Raw genomic sequence first — 22,102 nt, forward strand, 5'->3', positions numbered from 1 at the left:
CTGCGTTAAAACTTGGCAATATCAATCATACCGTGACGTAAAGCCAGGTGGGTCAGCTCTACGTCGCCGCTGATATCCAGTTTTTCAAACATGCGGTAGCGGTAGGAATTCACCGTTTTGGCGCTGACATTCAGCTGTTCGGCAATATCATTGACCTTTTCGCCCCTGGTGATCATCAGCATAATCTGCATTTCACGGTCGGACAGCTCGTCGAACGGGTTGTTGCTGCTACTGGTGACTTTACTCATCGCCATCTTTTGCGCCACTTCAGCACTGATGTAACGCTCACCTTGATGGACCCGGCGAATGGCTTGTACCACTTCGGGCGGCGCCGCATTTTTTGATAAAAACCCGGCTGCGCCTAATTGCATCACTTTAGTCGGGACAGGTTCTTCACAGGACACCGACAAGGCCAGTACTTTAATATCGGGGCAATAATGCAAAATACGTTTGGTGGCTGTCATGCCTCCCATACCCGGCATATTCATATCCATCAACACCACATCTGGGGTGTTTTGCCGGCAGAATTGCAAGGCAGTTTCACCTGAACAGGCTTCGCCGATGACTTTAATGCCCCGCTCGTCCATTAGTATACGACTGATGCCGGTACGAACCAGCTCATGATCATCCACTAACAATACTTTTATCACCAGAATTTCTCCGTGTTCAGAGGGGACAGCAAACAATACTGAGCATAAGCAATGGCAACCCAAAGCTCAAGCGCCGTGACGGATTTTGTGGTGCAGGATTCGTTCGAAAATACTATGAAAAACAAAAAGATGCAGAAACAAAAAAACCAGCATTAAGCTGGTTTTAAAGTGGCGGAGGGAGAGAGATTTGAACTCTCGGAAGGCTATTAACCTTCGCCGGTTTTCAAGACCGGTGCATTAAGCCGCTCTGCCATCCCTCCGCGATAGGACGGCATGTTAGACAGGTCGCATTTCTTTGTAAAGTGCTTTTCTGCGTGTGCAATACTGTTTGCTCATCAATTGTTCAACCTGCTGAAAAATTGCCTGTTTCATCTGACACTAGTGCACTTGCGGCAGTACAATAAAGAAAAAACGGATACGACGCATGAACAAGAAACGCATTTATGTCGCCTACACAGGCGGTACTATCGGTATGCAGCAATCCAGCAATGGTTTTGTGCCTGTACCTGGGTTTTTATCGGACACAGTCCGTGCCATGCCCGAGTTTTATCGCGGTGAAATGCCTGAGTTTGATATTCACGAATACAACCCGGTGATTGATTCTTCCGACATGACACCAGCCCACTGGTCAGAAATAGCAGCGGACATTAAAGCAAACTACGCTGACTACGATGGTTTCGTGGTACTGCACGGCACGGATACCATGGCATACACCGCGTCTGCCTTGTCCTTTATGCTGGAAGATCTGGCTAAACCCGTGATTGTGACCGGCTCGCAAATTCCGCTTGCGCAATTACGCTCCGACGGCCAGGTGAATTTATTAAATGCCTTGTACCTCGCCGCTTATTACCCTATCGCCGAAGTCGCGTTATTTTTTAACAATAAGTTGTTCCGTGGTAATCGGGCGACCAAAGCCGATGCCGATGGGTTTGATGCGTTTGCTTCTCCGAACTTTCCCCCGCTTATTGAGGCCGGTATCCATATCAATCTGATCGCAGGCCATCTGACCACAACGGCAGTCCCGAAAGCACTAAAAGTAGCAGAGATCATCCCTCAGCCAATCAGTGTAGTCACTCTGTATCCGGGCATCAGCGCTGACGTGATCCGTAATATGGCTGCAGCACCGGTGAAAGCATTGATTATCAAGTCTTATGGGGTTGGCAACGCCCCCCAACAGCCCGCATTACTGGAAGCACTGACGGAAGCCTCAGACCGTGGCACTATTATTGTCAATTGCACTCAGTGCTTTAAAGGCAAGGTCAATATGGGCGGTTATGCCACCGGAAATGCGCTGCGCTCCTGCGGCGTGATCAGTGGCTATGATATGACGCTTGAAGCTGCGTTAACCAAACTGCACTACCTGCTCAGTCAACCTATCAGCACAGAACAGGTGCGACTCTTTATGCAGCAAAGTTTGCGTGGTGAACTGACGCTCTGATTTTGCCTGTAAAGCCGCACTCCCTGCGCCAAGCCTGGTAATTTACCAAAAAGAAAGCCGGTCAGTACCGGCTTTTTTATCAGACTAAGGCCAGGCGTAGTTGCTGCACCAGCCCCAGCTCTTCTGCTGTTGGCATCCCTAAGCTGAGCCAACGCAACAGCAGCGCCTGGGCAGATAACTCCTGAGCCTGATTGTGTTTTTCAGACAACAGCATTAACTGCACCTGAGCGCGCTCTGACTCTGAACAGGCAGGTGTTTTGCCCTGCACCACTGCAATAGCCCAGGTCAGTTGGGCACGGCTGAACACCGACTCTCGTGTCTTGGTTAATTGCTCCCGGTACAGTGCAGGTAACAATTCAGCCTGTTGCTGTTCCAGGGCGCTTAGCAGCTGTTCCAGTCCGGCATTGGCCTGCTGGTTCTGTAACTGCTCAAGACGTAGCACAATGGCCTGACGTAGCTGATGTTTTTTACTGGCCGTTTCTGACTTCGCTGGCGCATTGACCGCTGACAGCTGAGTCAGCAACTGCTGGAGTTGCGCTGTGGTCTGCTCGGTTTGCCACAGGGCTTCCAGTTCAGCAATTTGCTGATCTGCAAGTTCCAGTTCCTGCAATGCCTGCTGAGCCCGAACTTCCCGCTCTGCCGTCAATGCCGCAAAAATTTTGTCGCATTCAGCACGAAACTCCTGCCACAACGACTGATCCGCTTTTCCGGCAAAGCCTTGTGTTTTCCACTGCTGTTGTAAGGCTTTCACCAGTGAAACCGCCTGACCTGAACCAAGTTCCAGCGCCGCTTTGGCTTGAAGGATCAGTGCTTTTTTCGCATCTGCATTGGCCTGTTGCCAGTGACTTAGCCGCTGCTTTAACTCAGCACTTATTTCTTTATAGTCGGCTGACAACGTTTTATGCACAGCAGCATCGACAGGCCCCACTGAGCGCCATTGCTGTTGCAGTTTAGCCAGCTGAGTATCCAGTTCTTTACCTGCCGGCAGTTCCAGCAAGCCCTTAAGCTGCGCCAACAGTTGCTGTTTCAGTGCTGCATTAGCGGTTCGCTCTTCATCCAGCTTAGCGAAATATTCACGGCAGGGTGCAAAGGCCTGTTCACAGGCCAGGTTGAACGCTTGGTTCAGCCCTTCTTCCAGCCCGGCATCGGCTTTACCCAGGCTCAACCAGTTGGCTCTGGACTGTTTCACCAAAGCCGCACGCTGCGTAACATCTGTTGCTGGTTCTGCAGCCAACTGCTGCATCTGAGCGACCAGTTCCTGCTTACGTGGCGTCGCAATATAACTTTGCAGCTCAGTCAGCTCAGCAATCACCGCCCTGGCCTGCTGCAGATCTTTCTCCAGCAAGGCTTGCATGGGTGTCGGCCATTGTTGGTAGCTCTGCTCTATGCCTTTGAGTAAGCCAAACAGCACATTAAACCGACCGGCGCTGTGCAAGCGTCTGAACTCCGCCAGTTTGGCTTTCAGCTGCTTCTGCTCGCGTTCCAGATTGGCAGCAAAGTCCTGCATCGGTTGCTGCCACTGACTCAGTAATTGCTGCTGTGCCCGCTGTAAATGGTCTGGCAGCAAGGCCCCTAAGGAATAGGCAGCCTGTTTCCATTGCTTTTGCCACAGCTGGTAGCTTGCACGGTGCTGCAGGTACTGTTCAACATCTGCCGGAACTGCAGTGGCAGACCACTCGGCAATCAATCGGGTCAGCAGCGCCAGCTGCTCCGCCTGATGCGGCAGTTGCTGCAGCTGTTTACTGAGCTGCTGCAGTTGGCTGTTTAGTTCAGCACTTGCGGCTGAAGATAAGCCCAGGCTGCTTAGTCGTGCTGAAAATGCCTGCAGCGACGGTGACAACTCCATCGCCTGTGTCAATTCACCTTGTTGCAACAGTGACTGCACCTGCAAACGAATTTGTTGCAATTCAGCGGACAATTCGGCTTGCAGTGTTTGTTGCGCTTGGTGCGCAGCCAGAGCGGCCTGCTGTTCAGCCTGTTGAGCCAACATCGGCTTCCAGCTTTGCTCAGTCTGGTGCTTAATTTTCTGGAATTTGTCAGTCAGCTCAACAGCGTCCGGTAATAACGCGAGATCACTGCTGCACTCTTGCCATTCGCGCTCGAACTGCGCCCATTTCTGCTGCATCTGCTCAAGCGAACCTTTTTCGCGCACACTGTTCAGCTTGGCCAGTACCAGGTTCACCTGCTTACGCAACAAAATAGGTTTTTCCCGTGCCTGCGCTTCGTGCTGCAATTGCAGTTTCAGCTCGCTCGCCAGAGGTTCTGTCAGCTGACGGCTGAGTTTCTCCAACAGTTTCGGCTCGTCGACCTGCTGGAGCAAACTGCGCTTTTGCTCGAGGCTCAGTAAATTCTGCTGCAGGTTCAGCGCAATCAGCTCGGATTTATTCAGCCGTTGCAACACAAAGAAACGTAAATCAGCATCAGGTTCAGACAACGCCAGTTTTTCCAGTACAGAACTGCGGTGGCATTGTTCAACAAATTGGTGTTTTAAATGGCCAGATATCCGATTATCCAGCACCATCTGGATCAGTTGTTGCTCGGCGTATTGCTTAAGACGCTCAGCGTTATCCTGCTTACTCGCCTGCCACCACAAGGAAAACTCATTGAGTTTATCCAGTGCGGCCCGACGCACTGCTTCATGACCGTCGTTAAACGCCAGTTCATGCAGAATTTGCTTGTGTTCGTTTGTGACGGACAGTTCGGCGATTGCCTGTTGCCGCACCGCAGCATCCTTGTGCTGCCACTTCGGCGCGAACCAACGTTTAAATATCATCATGCGTAAACCTGGCAATGGAATCTGGAGAAAGTTCTTTTTTCATCTGCGCTTTGGACTTCACCACCATCTGGCCATCCGGACCTATGGTGTAAGGCTCATCCGACTTCAATACATAGGCCTGGTAGGCCATCACCAGCTGATGGGTCTGATCTTTTTGCGCCTCGGTAAGCGCAACCCCATCCGCCCAGCGCCCGGTGGCAATAGCATCGAGCAACGACTGGTAAGCGTCAGGTGAAAGTGAACTGACTATTGCTTTGAAATCCATAATTAATTCTTACGTTTCAGATAAATAACCATCGCTCTTGCAGCGATATACCAGAGAAAACCAACAGCGATAGCCGCTTCACTGGCCAGCAGTTGCCAGCTTTCCGGCTCGGATTGCCAGAAATACAGCACGCAGAAACCAGCCAGAAACACCACTAACGCCAGCATTGACTGGTTAATGTAACTTTGCAGCCGGTCAATACGTTTACGGCTGTTGAGCTCGTCAATCCTGTCTGAGGTCATGCCCGTCAGAGATAGCTGACAATGCGGACACGACTGGCTTTTATCAGAAATTTTTTTACCACATTGTGGGCAGGCAATAATGGCCATGAATACCTTTCCATAGTTGAGTTGGCAGCACTATAAAGTAACAGGCAGACTTTGCAAACAGAGCTGGCCGTCCATCAAGGACGGCCAGTCTGTTCTGGGGTGCTGTTAACGCAGTTGTTTGACGACGGCCAATACCGCTACCAGCGTATCGGCACCAAACTTCATGGAACGAACGTCCGACCACCCATAAGCCGCATCAGGCAAATTGGCATTGTCTTTAAATGGCATTTCAACTGTGTACGACAAACATTTAAATTGCTCTGCCACCCAGGTAGACGCAATGGTCAGGTTAGCTTGGCCAGGTGCATCCAGTTCATAGCCAAATTCGGTCTGAAACTCCGGAGTGACCGCCAGCAGCGCCTGTTTGAAGCTTTGCTCCAGTTGTTGCATACGTGCATCGTACGAAGGCACGCCTTCAGCGCCAGCGACAAAATTGTATGGCAGGTTTTCATCGCCATGGATGTCCAGGAACATGTCGACGCCAATCTCCAGCATCTTCTGGCGCACCAGATAGACTTCCGGGCTTTGAGCCATTGACGGCGTCTGCCACTCGCGGTTCAGGTTAACACCGGCCGCATTGGTACGCAGGTGACCACGGACTGAGCCGTCCGGGTTCATGTTTGGCACAATGTAGAACACCGCTTCTTCTAACAAGCGACGTGCGACAGCATCGTCTTCATCCAACAGTCGGTCTAACAAGCCTTCGACAAACCACTCTGCCATACTTTCGCCTGGGTGTTGACGGGCGGTGATCCAAATCTTTTTCTTGGTAGCGGACGGCTCACCGACCACCAGCAAGGACATATCCCGTCCGTCCAGCGTCTCACCAAGCTCCAGTAACTGAGCTAAACCACTTGCTTGAGTCTGGTGCAACAAATCCATGTGGCGCTCATAGCTGTAGGGGGCAAAATAAGCGAAATAAACAGACTCAGCTTCCGGATAATGGGTAATGACCAGCTCGTCATTAATGTAGTGGGTGTCAACACGGAACCAATGCTCACGGTCATACGACGCCACAGCCTGGTAATCCTGCCAGCCACCCGGATAGGCAGACTCTTTCACGTTGGTAATACGAAGTGTGTGCGGCTCAGGACTGCTGGAATTCAGCCGAAAGTGAAACCACTGGTAAAAATCTGAGTTGTTGTCTTTACGGATGGCCAGCTGAATGTCAGCGGGCGAATCTGCTTTAATGACATCGATATTGCCACTGTCAAAATTGCAGGTAATTTTCATTGGAATGTCCACCTGGTTGTTAAATAGGCCTCTGCAGGCCAGAAGCTGCCTGAATCATACTCTTTTTGACCCGGGCTTTGTAGTGTTAGCTTAGGATGTCGCTGCATCACTCAGAAAGTTGCCGATAAAAAAAGGCGCCTGATGCAGCGCCCTTCGAAGGTATTATCTGTTGACCGGCAAGGTCGGATAATTAATGCCGGCCATTTCGTTCATCACCCGGATCACCTGGGTGCTGTAACCAAATTCGTTATCGTACCAAACGTACAAGACACAGCGGTCACCGTCGACTATGGTAGCTTGCGAATCAACGACCCCGGCGTAACGTGAACCGACCAGGTCGCTGGAAACAATTTCCGTAGAGCTGGTGAAATCAATTTGGTCCTGTAATTCAGAGAACAACGAGGTTTTCTGCAAAAAGGCATTCAGCTCGTCCCTGCTGGTTTCTTTATGCAGGTTCAACGACAAAATCGCCATCGACACATTCGGTGTCGGCACCCGGATTGCGTTGCCCGTCAACTTGCCTTTTAATTCCGGCAGCGCTTTGGCGACCGCGCTGGCAGCACCTGTCGAGGTGATCACCATGTTCAGTGGTGCCGCACGGCCACGACGCTCGGCTTTGTGGTAGTTGTCGATCAGGTTTTGATCGTTGGTGTACGAATGCACAGTTTCCACGTGACCGTTGCGGATGCCGTACTCGTCCTGCAACGCCTTTAATACTGGCGTAATGGCATTGGTGGTGCAGCTGGCGGCAGAAACAATATGGTCTTCTGCGCTGATCATCCGATGGTTGACACCGTACACCACGTTTTTTACATCGCCTTTGGCCGGTGCTGTTAACAGCACTTTGGCTGCGCCTTTGGCTTTGAAGTGAATCGATAATTCTTTGTCATCTTTCCAAATGCCGGTGTTATCGACCACCAGTGCGTTGTTGATGCCGTATTGGGTGTAATCCACCAACTCAGGTGAATCGGCGTAAATCACTTTAATAAAGGTCCCGTTGGCCTTAATGCCGCCGTTTTCTTCGTCCACAGTGATGCTGCCGTTAAATGGGCCATGAATGGAGTCACGACGCAATAAGCTGGCGCGTTTTTCCAGATCGCCCTTGCGACCACCCCGCACCACCACAGCGCGCAAGCGCAGCTTGCTGCTTGGGCCTGAGCGTTCCAGCATCAGACGGGCTAACAAACGACCGATACGACCGAAACCATAAAGCACCACGTCGACCGGTTTGATTTCATCAGCATGGTTGAGAATATCGGTCAGTTCACGTTCAAGGTATTGTTGCAGGCTTACACCTTCAGCCGCGTTTTTGTACAGGTAGGCAAAGGCCAGCTTACCGATGTCGACCCGGGCCGGGGCTAAATTCATCTGGCTGATGGCTTCCAGTACAGGAAAACTTTCTCGTAACCGCAGCTTCGTGTGCTCAAAACGTTCGACCGTCTTGTGCGCTTTGATGATATCAATGGTGGTCGCATTGACCAGTGGGCGGCCGTAAACCACCACTTCAATACCTTTGTTCCGGTACAAACGGCCAATAATTGGCTGCATATTTTCGGCATATTCCTGGCGTTCCTGCCAGCTGCGTTGGTACTGTTCTTCGTGGGATAAGGTCATGTTTTTGCCTTTTACGTCATCTAGGGTCAGAGGTAAGCCTGTGGTCGTGCGCCACTTGATGGCCGGCGCATTGTAATTTAAACCGTAACCCTACAACAACAATTACAAAAAGATTTTTTGTTTAAACTTCGTTATGCTAGCTACAGCTAATTTTTGCCGGATCCCTTATGAAACTTTTACTCCCGCTGTCTTTGGTCATCGCGCTCAGCGCCTGCTCTGAAGCTGACTTAAATGTGCGCACTGTCTGTGAAAAAGACTCAGGGCTTTGCATTGATTTAAATGAAGATTCGCATTGCAACGTGCAGCGCCGCGATGTGATCCTGAGTCGCTACGAAGAAAAACGTCTGCCATCGGACAATCACAAGTATTTATTGTTGAATGCCTTTGAAAAGTACTCGAAATGTATAGAGCTGGCCGCCGGCATTGAACACATCAAGCTGAAAGAAAAGACGACCTCACGTATGCAGGGTTATATTACGAGTATCAATGAAATCAAGCGCTTAAGTGATGAGACTGTGTCATCAGAAGACCCACGGCTGCTGTACTACCACTGGTCACGCAATAAAAGTGAAAGTCATCTGGAAAAGTTTTTATTGGCAGAACAACAAGGCCAGACCGAAACACCTGAGCTACAGCTGGCACTGGTCAGCTACTACAGCAAAAGAGATATCAATAAGAGCATTCGTTTACTGCACCATGCATTGGAACTTTATCCGGCCAATGCGGCTATTGACCCGGAGATCTATGCGTCTTTAGCCACCATCTATTACAAGAAAAGAAATTATGCAGCCTCCTACCACTGGGCTTATCTGGCACAGCAAAGTGGCGCCTTTAATGTCGAACTGCAGGAACTGAAAATTCAACTGGAACAAGCCAAACTGAATCACGAACAAATTCAGCAGCAGGCAGAACAGACCCTGCAGCAGTTACAACAGGGTCAGTACAAGGAAAGAGAGATTAAGGCTTAGGCTCGAAGCTGAGCGACACAGAGTTTACGCAATAACGTTGGCCCGTTGGCGCCGGGCCATCGTCAAATACATGACCCAAATGGGCGTCACACTGGGCACAGAGAATTTCTGTTCTGTCCATACCATGCGTCAAATCCCGTTCATAACGTACCCGCCCGGCAATGGCGTCGCTGAATGACGGCCAGCCGCATCCCGAATCAAACTTAGTTTCTGAACTGAATAACTCACTCTGGCAGCAAATGCAGAGATAGCTGCCGGTGCTTTTATTGTGCAACAAGGCGCCGGTAAACGGATATTCAGTGCCCTTTTGCCGGGTCACCCTGAACTGCTCAGCAGTCAGTTGCTGTTGCCATTCCTGTTCAGTTTTTTTCATGCGGACAACCCCTGTGTAATGATGAGTCAGGTATACCTGAGCCCGATAAAAACCACGATAAAAAAAGGCCCAACAGGGCCTTTTTTCGGTTATTTTACTTTTTGCATTGGCCTGTCGCTATGACTCCAGTCAACGTGGAAAGTTTTTCCTTTGGCTTTGTCTGTGCGCTCAAAGGTATGAGCACCAAAGTAATCCCGCTGACCTTGCAGCAAGTTTGCTGGCAAGACCGCCGTGCGGTAGGAATCGTAATAGCTAAGCGCTGAGCTTAGGGCAGCAACAGGAATACCTGTCATGGTGGCTTCTGCTACGGCACGGCGCCAGTTGGACTGGTTTAACGAAATTTGTTTGGCAAAAAACGGGTCCAGTAACAGGTTAGCCAGATGATCATCACGCTCATAGGCTTGAGTAATGGACTGCAGGAAGACGGCTCGGATGATACAGCCAGCCCGCCAGATTTTTGCTATTTCTGCGAAATTCAGCTGCCAGCCGTGTTCAGCGGCAGCGGTTTTCATCAAGTCAAACCCTTGGGCATAGACACAGATTTTTGCGCAGTACAAAGCGTCATGCAGCTGTTTAATCAACTGCTCTGCCGTTTGACTGGTGCAATGTTCACGAACCGGGCCTGCCAATAAGGTTGAGGCCAGCACACGCTGATCTTTTAAGGTGGAAATAGAACGGGCGTACACGGCTTCAGCAATAGTCGGTGCCGGACACCCCAGTTCCAGACTACTGACCGCTGTCCACAAACCAGTGCCTTTCTGACCGGCTTTATCCAGGATCACGTCCACCAGTGGTAAACCGGTTTCCGAGTCTTTGGTCGCCAACACTTCGGCGCTGATTTCCATCAGGTAGCTGCCCAGTGGGCCTTTGCTCCAGTCTTTAAACACCGCACTGATCTGCTCTGCGCTCATACCCAGGGCGTCACGCATCACCTGGTACACTTCGCAGATCAATTGCATATCGGCGTATTCAATGCCGTTATGCACCATTTTGACATAGTGACCAGAACCACCAGGACCAATATAAGTCGCACAAGGTTCGCCTTCAGTCACCGGGTTGCCTGGCTCATAGCGTTCAATAGCACGACCGGTGTCCGGGTCAACTTTAGCCGCAATGGCGCGCCAGACAGGTTCAATCCGGGTCCAGGCATAGGGGTCGCCGCTTGGCATTAAAGATGGACCAAATCGGGCCCCTACTTCACCGCCGGATACTGCGGTGCTGAAGAAAATAAACTTGCCTTCAAAGTGTTTTTCCCGCCGCACCGTGTCAGTCCACAGGCTATTGCCTGTGTCGACAATAATGTCGTCCGCTTCAATACCCGCATCAATCAGTTTCAGACAAACGTCATCCACTGGTTTCCCTGCAGGTACAGACAACACAATTAAATGCGGGGCTTTGAGTTTACTGAGTAATTCGGTATAAGAGCTGCAGGCCAGAACCCGTGCTGGCTGGCTGCCACGTTCGGCTTCATCCTGTGTCAGTACCCCTTCCAGTTTTTTATGGTCTAAATCAAAAGCTGCGACCTTGTAGCCATGGTCTGCCAGGTTCAGGATCAGGTTTTTCCCCATGACACCGGCACCAACAAAACCGATATCGCATAACATGGAGCTCTCAGACATTTGATTTTCCTTTTAAAATCAGGCACTGCAAAAGTGGCCGGCATTATACTGGAAAATGTGGGATAAAGAAAAAGCTCTATTCGCCGTTCAGGGTCCAGATGGACAAAGAACGGCCAGCTTGCTGGTAGGTCTGGCTGATGATCGCTTCAGCCGGCTCGCCTGTGACCAGGCTGGTATCCAGCAACAAACGCCAGGGATGTTCGGGCAATTCCAAAGCTAGCTCCTGTTCAGCCGGGTTCATCACCACCAGCAATTCTTTGTGGCTTGGCAGCTGTTCTATCACCAGGATCAGGGATTGTTCACTGGCATCAGACCAATCCTGATCCTGCATCAGTTCAGCATCCGGTTTGTACCAACTGACTTTGTGTTTGGCTCCATGCAACTGGTACTGATCATCCAATAACGACAGTTGCTGCAGGCAACTGAATTCCTGCCGAAGTTTGATTAAACGGCAAACAAAGCCATAAAACTGGGTGGCGTGATAATCCATCGACCAGTGTAACCAGCTGATGTCATTGTCCTGGCAATAGGCATTGTTGTTTCCTTGCTGGCTGCGGCTTAACTCATCGCCAGCCAGCCAGTGGATCAGGCCCTGACTCAACAATAAAGTCGCCACCAGATTCCGTTTATGCTGGTACCTGGCCTGCAGAATAGCAGCGTCTGGACTCGGACCTTCCACGCCATAATTCAGACTGAGGTTATGGTTATGGCCATCGCGGTTTTGTTCTGCGTTTAGCCAGTTGTGCTTGTCCTGGTAACACACCAGATCATGCAAAGTAAACCCATCGTGATAAGTCAGGCAATTCAGGCTACAGACCGCCGGTTTACGGTGTTTCTGAAAAATGTCACGTGAGCCCATCAGCCGGGTGGCAAATTCTGCACGACCGCCCTGATGGGGTAACCAGTAGGCACGGAAGCTGTCTCGGCTTTTGTCGTTAATTTCACTCCAGTGCGCCGGAAACTGACCAAGCTGGTAACCATAAGGTCCGACATCCCAAGGCTCAGCAATCAATTTGACCTGGCTTAACACAGGGTCCTGCGCCACCACTTGCAAAAAGGCGGCATGGGGTTCGAAGCGTTTATTTTCTCGCGCCAGGGTGACCGCTAAATCAAAGCGAAAACCGTCCACCTGCATCTCAGTTGCCCAGTAGCGCAACGCATCCAGCACCATGCGCTGCATCATTGGATCGGCCACATTTAAGGTATTGCCACAACCGCTGAAATTGCTGTTATTGCGGTAGTCCGTCATGTTGGCGTGGCTTTCATACAGGTAGTACTGCCGGTTGGCCAGGCCACGGAAACTCAGCAGATAGTCGTCGCCTTCTGCGCTGTGGTTAAACACCAGGTCAAGGATCACTTCAATATCGTGCTGATGAAGCGTGCGGACCATGGTTTTAAATTCTGTTACCGGGTCCGTCTCTGCGTAGCGGGCGTCAGGCGCAAAAAAATTCACCGGGTTGTAACCCCAGTAATTCGATAATTTCAGCTTTTCCAGCCGGGGTTCAGACATGAAACTGGTCACTGGTAACAACTGAATACTGGTGATCCCCAGTTTTTTGTAATGCTCCAGCATCACCGGGTGACACACCCCCAGATAACGCCCTTGCTGCTCAGCCGGAATATCCGGGTGTAATTTGGTCAGCCCTTTGACATGGGCTTCATAAATAATGGTTTTTTCCCGGGCAATGGCCGGTTTTTGAACACCCTGCCAGTCGAAGTGTTGTTGCGACAACACGGCTTTTGGCACCATGTAATGACTGGCGCTTTGGTACAGGCGTTCGTTCCAGACCAAAGCCCGGTTCAATTGCCTGGCGTAAGGGTCGATCAACAGCCGCTGTGGACTGAAAAGTAAGCCCTCTTCCGGTCGCAAAGCGCCATCAGTTTTCAGGCCATACAGGCTGCCGTCCGCAATACCCCGGACTTGTAGATGCCAGATATCACCGGTACGCCCGATAAAAGGCAATTGCTGCTGCAATTCTTCCGTATCAGGGCAATACACGCAAAGCCAGACCTGGCTGGCTTCAGGCGCATAAACCGCGAAATTCCAGCATAACGACGCCTGTCTGCTGGCTCCCAACGGATAAGCCCGCCCATAGTCCGACTGCAGCTGCATCTGTTACTCCGGCTTGCGTCTGAGGTATAAGGTCGACAATGGAGGTAAATCCAGCCGAAGTTGGTAAGGTGCAGTCGCGCCCGTACCCTGCAAATTATCCAGCCGCACTATGACCGGGTAATTACTGCCCCAATAATAAGCACTGTCGGTATTCAGGATCACTTCGTACTCACCTGCTTCGGTCACCGGCAACACATGACCTTCCCTTGGCACCGGGGTAAAGTTCGCGACCACATAGAGCCTCTGTTGCTCAGAATCCTGACGGATAAAACTCAGGGTGCTGTGTTCACTGTCCTGGTAGTTCAACCAGCGAAAGCCCGCCGCTTCGTGGTCCAGCTCATGCAGTGCCGCCACTTTGCGGTAGGTCAGATTCAGGTCCCGCACCAATTGCTGGATCCCTTTGTGTTTATCAAATTCCAGCAGGAACCATGGCAACTGCTGGTTATGGTTCCACTCAGTGCCCTGACCAAACTCATTGCCCATAAAATTCAGCTTTTTGCCGGGATGTGCGTACATAAAGGCATAATAAGCTCGCAGATTTGCCGCTTGCTGCCACTCATCGCCCGGCATTTTGCCAAGGATACTGCCTTTGCCATGCACCACTTCGTCATGGGATAACGGCAGGATAAAGTTTTCGTGGTAGGCGTACACCATCGAAAACGTCAGGTCATTATGGTGGTACTTACGGTACGCCGGGTCTTTGCTGATATAACGCAGGCTGTCATTCATCCAGCCCATATTCCATTTATAACCAAAACCCAAACCACCGGCATCCACCGGACGACTGACCCCAGCAAAGGAGGTCGACTCTTCGGCAATCATCATGCCATTGGGAAAGCGGCTGTAAACTTCGGAATTCAACCATTTTAATAAGCTGATGGCTTCATAATTGTGGTTGCCCCCGTCAATATTCGGGATCCACTCGCCTGCACGGCGGGAGTAATCCAGATACAACATAGAAGCCACGGCATCCACCCGCAAACCGTCGACGTGGAAGTGATCAAACCAATACAGGGCGCTGGCGACCAAAAACTGCCGGACATAGTCTTTGCCATAGTCGTAAATGCAGGAATTCCAGTCAGGATGCCAGCCTTTGCGCGGGTCTTCGTATTCATACAAACAGCTGCCGTCAAACCGTGCTAAGCCATGGCCGTCTTCCGGGAAATGTGCTGGCACCCAATCGAGGATCACGCCAATACCGGCCTGGTGACAAGCGTCGACAAAAGCTTTGAACTGGTCTGGGCTGCCGTAACGCGAGGTGGCGGCAAATAAGCCTAATGGCTGGTAACCCCATGAGCCGGTATACGGATGTTCCATCACCGGCAGCAATTCGATATGGGTATACCCCATATCCAGCACGTAAGGGATCAACTGGTCAATTAACTGCAGATAAGTCAGCGGTTCATTTTTGCTATTGTACTTCCAGGAACCCAAGTGCACTTCATAAATGCTCATCGGCTGGTGGTAGCCGTCCATCTTACGGGTTTGCCAGCGCTGATCCCGCCATTGGTAGCTGCTGTGGTCGTACACCAGGGAGGCATGTGACGGGTATTGTTCCGCAGCAAAGGCCAGTGGGTCCGACTTATGCGGTAACAAGGTGCCAGTGCTGTCTTTAATTTCATATTTGTACCGCACGCCAGCCGCAATATCCGGCATAAATAACACCCAATGCCCACATTCGGTGCGCTGCATTGGATGACGCCGGCCATCCCAGTGGTTCATGTCACCAATCAGGCTGACGCTGGAGGCATTCGGTGCATAGACGGAAAACCTGGTGCCTTTGATCAGGTGTTTGTCCTGTTCAAATTCCACCAACTGGGCCCCCAGCTGCATATAAAGGTTTTCAGGCAGAGAATTGACATAATGCACTGCGTAATAGGCCTGCTCTCTGAACTGATAAGGGTCAGTCAGCACATAGCAATGGCCTGAGCCGAGGGTCACTTTTAGCTGATAAAGACAAGTTTTGCGCTTTCGCGGCAATTCCAGTTCAAATAGGCCGTGCAATTCCTTGCATGCCACAAACAGTCCTAATGACTTGGCTGTCCCCAGCTCCAAAGCTTCGACTTGCAAAGCATCAGGCAGGTAACAGCGCAATAGCAGCCCCTTGGTTTCACCACTTTGCCAGGACAACAACGAAAAAGGGTCAGCACACTGGACCGCAGCGAGTCGGGCAACAGACATAAAAATTCCTTGTAAATCAGCTAAAAAGACTGGCTTTTATCGGGTTCTAAACACAAGAGTCTTGTTTAAGATACCAAATCAAAACAAAACTGCCATCCTGAGATGGCAGTTGTTTGGGTATTTTTATCAGGCGTGACGTAATGAAGTCAGTTGTTGCAGCAGCACCGTAATGTCATCCCGACCAGCCAGCTGTTCCAGCGTCATGGTTAATTTGCGCCGCCAGTTCGGGTACTCATCACTGGTGCCCGGAATATTGACCGGCTGGGTCATCTCCATCCAGTCTTCCAGTTGCAGACAAAGCAACTGGCTGGCCCCTTTGGCAACGTGGCGCTGAATAGCGTGACTCAGCTCAGTGCTCATACCCACCTGCTCAACCGACGAAGGGAAATCAGGCCGCAGCATAGCGTGGCCGTGCAACGAGTCCAGAATACGCTGTTTATCCTGGTGGCGGGATGCAAATAAAGCAGGCAATTGATCATCACGGTACAAGCCAACTTTTTTACCCAATTCCAGATCGCCACAATGCCAATAACCAATCAGGGTCGGCATATCATGGGTAGTCAGGGTCGCCATCGCTTGCACCGGGTAATGTGCAGGCGAAATGTAGCCGCCGTCTTCCGCCTGTTCAAAAAAGAACACCCGGTAAGAATACATGCCGTATTCAGCCAGTATTTCGCGGATACCGTCCGGCACAGTCCCAAGGTCTTCGCCAATCACCACCACCTGGTGGCGCTGTGATTCCAGCGCCAGAATGCCCAACAAATCCTGGATAGGGTAATAGATGTAGGCGCCTTCGCCGGCACTTTCCGCTCCTTTGGGCACCCACCACAAACGTAGCAAAGCCATCACGTGGTCAATACGCAGTGCACCGCTGTTTTGCATATTGGCGCGGAAAAGTTCAATCATCGGCCGATAGGCCTGACGGAACATCTGATAAGGAAGCATAGGTGGCAACCCCCAATTCTGGCCCTTCGGTCCGAGAATATCGGGAGGTGCGCCCACACTGGCGTCCCGGCAATACAGGTCAGGGTTGCCCCAGATTTCTGTAGAGGCTTCACTGACCCCCACCGCCAGGTCGCGATACAGGCCTATTAACATGCCTTTGTCTTTTGCCAGCGCCTGCACTTCAGCCAACTGCTCGCGGGCCATAAACTGCAGGTAACAATAGAAATCCAGCTCGTCGGCATGGGTTTTGGCAAAGGCCTGCACTTCATCACTGTCTGGACGCTGATACTGTTCGGGCCAAACAGGCCAACCCCAGGCGTGTTGGTCCTGGCTGATTAAATGAGCATGGATAGCATCATAAAGCGCCAACTGTAATAAACTTTCACCGCCCTGTTGTTTAAATACAGAAAATGACTGTGCAAGCTCAGCATGTTTCGCCTGATGCTCACTAAACCAGTGGTACAGCGCCTTTAATACCGGCAACTTCAGCGCAGTCACATTTTTATAATCGACCCACTCGGTCGCCCGCACTGCCTCTAACTCCTGAATAAACCCTGGTGCTGAGGTCAGCTGTTTAACCTGTTGACACTGGGCGTAGCCTGGCATTGAAGCCACGGACAAATAAATCACATTCAGCCAACGCCGTGACGAAGGGCTGTATGGGCTGGCCGACTCCGGCATCGCCGGGTACAAGGCATGAATAGGGTTCAAGCCAATAAAATCAGCCCCCTGGGCGGATAAATGAGTGACAAGCTGTTTTAAATCAGCAAAGTCTCCGATACCCCAGTTTTGTTCAGAGCGGACACAATATAGCTGAACTGACACGCCCCACTGTTTCGCGCTTTTAAATTGGGCCGGTTGATAGCAGGCGGCTGGAGCAATAATCAGGCTTTGGCTAAAGCTCTGCTGCTCCACAGTTAAATCCAACTGGTGATAACCCAGTTCCAGCTGTAATGGCAGCGTCCACTGGTACTGCTGAAATTCTTCATCGTCCAGCAACATCACATGGTTCAGCTCAGCATCTTCAGTGGCGACCAACTGGAATTGATGCTGTTGCCCCTGTTCAGTGGTTAACGTCAGCTGCAGAGGCTGATTGGCCTGACTGATCGCCAACTTCAACAGAATTTGAATATCCTGCCCTGACTTCTGCACAGACACCGGGTCCAACACCTGTTGCCAGATCTCCAGCTGACGCTCCAACAATTGTTCTTTGGCTAAATCGTCGTTATCAATCGCAAAGCCTTGGGCGGCCAATAAGGTCAGCAGGTTTTTTTCCTGCACTTCGGCTTCATTTCCCCAGGCATCAGTAAACCGCGTCTCAATTCCGCAAAATGCGATCAGATCAGCCAGCAAAGTTTTATCCATAAAGGCTCCAGCAGTATGACTATATTCAGTCTGGTAAAGGATGTGGGCAACACTAACTACCACAGTCTACTGTAGATGCAAGAGCCTCAGGCAGAAAATACGAATGCATAGATTTATTTGGCTTGAAAAACACTAGAAAAAATGTAATTTTATTACAGAATTAAATTACATCCTGGGGTGAGTGATGACTATTCGTGTAGCAATCAACGGTTTCGGCCGTATCGGACGCAACGTTTTACGTGCTTTGTATGAATCAAGCAAAAACTACGACATCAAAGTTGTGGCTATAAATGACCTGGGCGACGCAGCTATTAACGCCCATCTGCTAAAGTACGATACGGCACACGGTATCTTCTCTGCCGACGTCAGCCATGACGACAAAGCAATTTATGTAAACAAAGACGAAATCCGCACACTGAGCGAGCGCAATCCAGCCAACCTGCCGTGGAAAGAGCTGCAGGTTGACGTGGTACTGGAATGTACAGGTTTGTTCACAGACCGCAAAACAGCTGGTGCCCACTTAGAAGCTGGCGCGAAAAAAGTGATCATCTCGGCTCCGGCTAAAGACGTCGACGCGACCGTGGTTTATGGTGTGAACCATGACGTGATCACCAAAGATATGACCATTATCTCTAACGCGTCATGCACCACCAACTGTTTATCACCAGTCGCCAAGCCGCTGTATGAGGCGCTGGGTATTGAATCTGGCCTGATGACCACTATTCACGCCTACACCAACGACCAGCGTCTGAGCGATGTCTATCACACCGACGTACGCCGTGCCCGTGCTGCGGCTATGTCGATGATCCCAACCAAAACAGGTGCCGCAGCGGCAGTAGGTTTGGTGGTTCCGGCTTTGAAAGGCAAGTTCGATGGGTTAGCGGTACGTGTGCCAACCCTGAACGTGTCTCTGGTGGATTTAACCTTTATTGCTGGCCGTGAAACCACGGTTGAAGAAGTGAACGACATCATCCGTAAAGCAGCTGCCGCAGCACCGATGAATCAGGTACTGGCCGTGAACGATTTACCTCTGGTTTCGGTCGATTTCAACCATAACCCAATGTCATCTATTTTTGACGCCACCGAAACCCGCGTGTTAGGTCGTTTAGTTAAAGTGATGGCCTGGTATGACAACGAGTGGGGTTTCAGTAACCGTATGCTGGACAACACTGTTGAATTGATGAAATTCGATCGTTAAGCTTAAAGTCTGTTCAGTAAAAAGGCGGCTCAGGCCGCCTTTTTTACCCTCTGTTCCCCGCATTTATCTGATTTGGAGCACCACGTGGCCGCAACAATCGAAGCTGTATCGGGTTTTGCCCATCTAACCGATTTACCTTGTCTGCGTTTGGTCTACGGCCAGGCGACTGCTGTGATTAGTTTGTACGGAGCTCACGTCTTGTCTTACCAACCCGATGGCAATACCGAAGTACTTTACCTTTCGCCGCAAGCTCGATGGAAAGATAACACTCCGATACGTGGCGGAGTTCCGGTCTGTTGGCCCTGGTTCGGCCCTGCGGCGGCCGAGTTCCAACAACCGGGCATCACACGACCCAGCCACGGCCTGGTGCGTAATCAACTCTGGCAACTAAAAGGACAACTGACGGATCACAGCAACACTCAAGTCCGCCTTGGTATTGACTTACCAGCCCCGGCAGGTTTCCCATCCCCCCTCAACGCCGAACTGGAATTGACGTTGTCTGCTGACGGTCTGCAAATCGCTCTTTTTGCACCTGCGTCATTGCAACAGGCCGCACTTCACAGCTATTTTTGCGTACAACAACTCGAGCAAGTCGAAGTTAGTCCGCTCGCAGGAGTCTATCGGGATAAAGTGAAAAACGAGAATGCTCGGCAGCAGCAGTCCAGCCTGACCTTTACCGAGGAAATTGATCGTGTGTACGTGGAAACCGCTGAGCAGCTCTCAGTCAGCACAGGCCAGCATCAGTTAACTATCACGCAGCAAGGCCATGACGCCAGCGTGTTATGGAACCCATGGCAAGACAAAGCGGCCAAACTGACCGATTTGCCGGATCAAGGCTATTTGGACTTTGTCTGTGTCGAAACGGCCCGGTTGAGTTTAAACAACCAAAACCCACTGCACCTAGTGCAGCACATTCGTTATTTGGGCCAACTGGTATAAAACGGCACGTCGAGCCGCAGGGGCATCCCTGCTGCGTCTATCAATGATAACTGCAACTGCCACTGCATATGGGGGTCAGCACAGGCCCCCAATACAAATTCACTTTGATAGCTTCGATTTCTGGCTTCAATCCGTAATGGGATGAGCCCCATAGCCATCGACAAGCCAACAATCTCTGCCTTCTTAAGGCTGGCACCAGCAGGCAACTGAACATCCAACTGAAGGACTTGCTCAACAAGTAGTGGTTCGGGGCCAACCCTGACCGTGATACCGTCGTGCTGATACAAAACAACCTGCCTGACAGATTGTTTTTCGGCCGGGCCACAAGCCGCCAACACCATGACCGATACAAAAACGAAGATGGCTTTCATTGAATGGGTCTCACTAAGCAGAAGCTATAGTGTATAAAAAATGCAGGTATCGATGCAAAAGCTTGTTGTGATTGGTCATTTTACAACCAGCACTATTGTTCTACATCATAAAAGCGGCGCATTTGCCTATCTTTTTCAGGTCAAAACTTTTATTATTCAGGCCCAAAATGACCTAGGCTTTGTCAGGGCGGTGGCTTGTTCATCCCTTGTAAAACCGAAGTCAACAATAAGAAGGGTCACCCTCGGGTGAATTTTTAACCAAACGCAATAAACTGCAGCGGAACTCAACATGAGCCAGACCAAATCGTTAAATGTTGACTACAACTACACCGTTGTCCGCCTCTTCGCCGTCACCACAGTTCTGTGGGGTATTGTCGGTATGGGGTTGGGTGTCTTTATTGCAGCCCAGTTATTCTGGCCTGCATTAAACTTCGATACGGAGTGGTTGACTTACAGTCGTCTTCGTCCTCTTCACACTAACGCAGTCATCTTCGCTTTCGGCACCAGTGCCCTGTTTGCTACCTCCTACTATGTAGTGCAGCGTACCTGTCAGGTCAGATTGTTTGCTGAAAAGCTGGCGATGTTTACCTTTCTTGGCTGGCAGGCCGTCATTATTGCAGCCATTATCACTCTGCCGCAGGGCATTGGCCAAAGCAGTAAAGAGTACGCAGAACTGGAATGGCCTATAGACATTCTGATCGCGGTAGTCTGGATTTCTTACGCTATCGTGTTTTTTGGCACCTTAATCAAACGTAAAACCAGTCATATTTATGTCGCTAACTGGTTTTATGGTGGATTTATTATCACGGTAGCCGCCTTGCATATCGTCAATAGCATGGCAATCCCAGTGTCGATGACCAAGTCTTACTCCATTTATGCTGGCGCTGTCGATGCTATGGTGCAGTGGTGGTACGGTCACAATGCTGTAGGCTTCCTGTTAACCGCCGGCTTCCTCGGCATGATGTACTACTTTGTACCCAAACAAGCGGGTCGCCCTGTCTATTCTTACCGTCTGTCTGTCGTGCATTTCTGGGCCCTGATTGCTCTGTATATTTGGGCGGGTTCTCACCACTTACACTACACTGCCCTGCCTGACTGGACTCAGTCTGTCGGTATGGTGATGTCGGTAATTTTGTTCGTTCCAAGCTGGGGTGGCATGATCAACGGTATCATGACGCTGTCAGGAGCCTGGCACAAACTGAAAACTGATCCTATCCTGCGCTTCCTGATTGTCTCGCTGTCCTTCTACGGCATGTCGACCTTCGAAGGTCCAATGATGGCTATCAAATCAGTAAACGCATTGTCGCATTACACGGACTGGACAGTTGGCCACGTTCACTCTGGTGCTTTAGGTTGGGTCGCCATGGTGTCTATCGGTGCGATTTACCATGTGATACCAAACGTATTTAACCAAGGCCGGATGTACAGCATCAAGCTGATTAACACCCACTTCTGGCTGCACACTGTCGGTGTGGTTCTGTATGTCGTGGCCATGTGGATCAGCGGTATTATGCAAGGCATGATGTGGCGTGCAGTGAATACAGACGGTACCTTGACCTACAGTTTTGTTCAGGGCCTGGAAGCGTCGTATCCGTTCTACCTGATGCGCTTTATCGGTGGTTGTTTTGTTGTTATCGGTATGCTGGTAATGGCCTACAACGTGGTGAAAACCATCAGAGCCAAAGACGGTGCTCTGGAACCCGTTGCTGAAGCTGCTTAAGGAGC

17 protein-coding genes and 1 tRNA gene are annotated in these 22,102 nt (G+C 50.7%); 5 read left to right on the forward strand and 13 right to left on the reverse strand.

The genetic code is table 11. The annotated features are described in order from the left end of the window. Positions 1 to 5 precede the first annotated feature (5 nt). Both uvrY and ACFO3I_RS05355 read right to left on the reverse strand, forming a co-directional pair. Entirely contained in the window at positions 6 to 650 is a 645-nt protein-coding gene (uvrY, locus tag ACFO3I_RS05350) for a UvrY/SirA/GacA family response regulator transcription factor (protein ID WP_377332353.1), read from the reverse strand. Positions 651 to 819: 169 nt separating this feature from the next. After that, positions 820 to 910, reverse strand: a tRNA-Ser gene (locus ACFO3I_RS05355). Between the two features lie 164 nt (positions 911 to 1,074). Here ACFO3I_RS05355 and ansA point away from each other — a divergent pair. Then, on the forward strand, positions 1,075 to 2,088 hold the full coding sequence (gene ansA / locus ACFO3I_RS05360; protein ID WP_377332355.1) for an asparaginase: 1,014 nt from the start codon (positions 1,075 to 1,077) through the stop codon (positions 2,086 to 2,088). A 79-nt stretch (positions 2,089 to 2,167) separates the two neighbouring features. Here the strand turns inward: ansA and ACFO3I_RS05365 are convergent, their stop codons facing one another. The 5 genes from ACFO3I_RS05365 to ACFO3I_RS05385 all read right to left on the reverse strand — a co-directional run bounded on the left by ACFO3I_RS05365 (position 2,168) and on the right by ACFO3I_RS05385 (position 8,305). Beyond that, entirely contained in the window at positions 2,168 to 4,864 is a 2,697-nt protein-coding gene (locus tag ACFO3I_RS05365) for a DUF349 domain-containing protein (RefSeq protein ID WP_377332357.1), read from the reverse strand. Beyond that, positions 4,851 to 5,129 carry a YeaC family protein gene (locus tag ACFO3I_RS05370; protein ID WP_377332358.1) on the reverse strand — a complete coding sequence of 93 codons (279 nt, stop codon included), beginning with the start codon at positions 5,127 to 5,129 and terminating at the stop codon, positions 4,851 to 4,853. The genes ACFO3I_RS05365 and ACFO3I_RS05370 overlap by 14 nt, the downstream gene beginning before the upstream one ends. 2 nt (positions 5,130 to 5,131) lie before the next feature. Continuing rightward, positions 5,132 to 5,458, reverse strand: coding sequence for a zinc ribbon domain-containing protein (locus ACFO3I_RS05375; RefSeq protein ID WP_377332360.1), 327 nt, complete (start codon positions 5,456 to 5,458; stop codon positions 5,132 to 5,134). A gap of 105 nt (positions 5,459 to 5,563) precedes the next feature. Continuing rightward, positions 5,564 to 6,691, reverse strand: coding sequence for a M14 family metallopeptidase (locus tag ACFO3I_RS05380; protein WP_377332361.1), 1,128 nt, complete (start codon positions 6,689 to 6,691; stop codon positions 5,564 to 5,566). 162 nt (positions 6,692 to 6,853) lie between these two features. Continuing rightward, positions 6,854 to 8,305 (reverse strand): glyceraldehyde-3-phosphate dehydrogenase, encoded by a 1,452-nt coding sequence (locus ACFO3I_RS05385; RefSeq protein ID WP_377332363.1) that lies wholly within the window; start codon positions 8,303 to 8,305, stop codon positions 6,854 to 6,856. A 167-nt stretch (positions 8,306 to 8,472) separates the two neighbouring features. Between ACFO3I_RS05385 and ACFO3I_RS05390 the strand changes: the two genes are divergently transcribed. Continuing rightward, complete coding sequence (locus ACFO3I_RS05390) at positions 8,473 to 9,273, forward strand: DUF2989 domain-containing protein (RefSeq protein ID WP_377332365.1); 801 nt, start codon at positions 8,473 to 8,475, stop codon at positions 9,271 to 9,273. Here ACFO3I_RS05390 and msrB read toward each other — a convergent pair. The 5 genes from msrB to malQ all read right to left on the reverse strand — a co-directional run bounded on the left by msrB (position 9,263) and on the right by malQ (position 17,869). Next, positions 9,263 to 9,646 carry a peptide-methionine (R)-S-oxide reductase MsrB gene (gene msrB, locus ACFO3I_RS05395; protein WP_377332366.1) on the reverse strand — a complete coding sequence of 128 codons (384 nt, stop codon included), beginning with the start codon at positions 9,644 to 9,646 and terminating at the stop codon, positions 9,263 to 9,265. The genes ACFO3I_RS05390 and msrB overlap by 11 nt on opposite strands. A gap of 89 nt (positions 9,647 to 9,735) precedes the next feature. Further along, positions 9,736 to 11,265 carry an NADP-dependent phosphogluconate dehydrogenase gene (gene gndA / locus ACFO3I_RS05400; RefSeq protein ID WP_377332368.1) on the reverse strand — a complete coding sequence of 510 codons (1,530 nt, stop codon included), beginning with the start codon at positions 11,263 to 11,265 and terminating at the stop codon, positions 9,736 to 9,738. Between the two features lie 76 nt (positions 11,266 to 11,341). Beyond that, positions 11,342 to 13,378 (reverse strand): glycogen debranching protein GlgX, encoded by a 2,037-nt coding sequence (gene glgX, locus ACFO3I_RS05405; RefSeq protein ID WP_377332369.1) that lies wholly within the window; start codon positions 13,376 to 13,378, stop codon positions 11,342 to 11,344. Positions 13,379 to 13,381: 3 nt separating this feature from the next. Next, positions 13,382 to 15,559, reverse strand: coding sequence for a 1,4-alpha-glucan branching protein GlgB (gene glgB, locus ACFO3I_RS05410; protein ID WP_377332370.1), 2,178 nt, complete (start codon positions 15,557 to 15,559; stop codon positions 13,382 to 13,384). Between the two features lie 126 nt (positions 15,560 to 15,685). Further along, positions 15,686 to 17,869, reverse strand: a complete 2,184-nt coding sequence (gene malQ, locus ACFO3I_RS05415) for a 4-alpha-glucanotransferase (RefSeq protein WP_377332371.1) — start codon at positions 17,867 to 17,869, stop codon at positions 15,686 to 15,688. Positions 17,870 to 18,053: 184 nt separating this feature from the next. Here malQ and gap point away from each other — a divergent pair, with 184 nt between their 5' ends. Further along, positions 18,054 to 19,067, forward strand: a complete 1,014-nt coding sequence (gap, locus tag ACFO3I_RS05420; protein WP_377332373.1) for a type I glyceraldehyde-3-phosphate dehydrogenase — start codon at positions 18,054 to 18,056, stop codon at positions 19,065 to 19,067. An 84-nt stretch (positions 19,068 to 19,151) separates the two neighbouring features. Beyond that, positions 19,152 to 20,006 (forward strand): D-hexose-6-phosphate mutarotase, encoded by an 855-nt coding sequence (locus ACFO3I_RS05425; protein ID WP_377332375.1) that lies wholly within the window; start codon positions 19,152 to 19,154, stop codon positions 20,004 to 20,006. Here the strand turns inward: ACFO3I_RS05425 and ACFO3I_RS05430 are convergent. After that, entirely contained in the window at positions 19,985 to 20,377 is a 393-nt protein-coding gene (locus ACFO3I_RS05430) for a hypothetical protein (protein ID WP_377332376.1), read from the reverse strand. The genes ACFO3I_RS05425 and ACFO3I_RS05430 overlap by 22 nt on opposite strands. 289 nt (positions 20,378 to 20,666) lie before the next feature. On the opposite strand from ACFO3I_RS05430, the gene ccoN reads away from it, so the two are divergent. Further along, positions 20,667 to 22,097, forward strand: a complete 1,431-nt coding sequence (ccoN, locus tag ACFO3I_RS05435; RefSeq protein ID WP_377332377.1) for a cytochrome-c oxidase, cbb3-type subunit I — start codon at positions 20,667 to 20,669, stop codon at positions 22,095 to 22,097. Positions 22,098 to 22,102 lie beyond the last annotated feature (5 nt).

This window comes from Rheinheimera marina (genome assembly GCF_042654345.1).
In the GTDB taxonomy this organism is placed as follows: Bacteria; Pseudomonadota; Gammaproteobacteria; order Enterobacterales; family Alteromonadaceae; genus Pararheinheimera; species Pararheinheimera marina.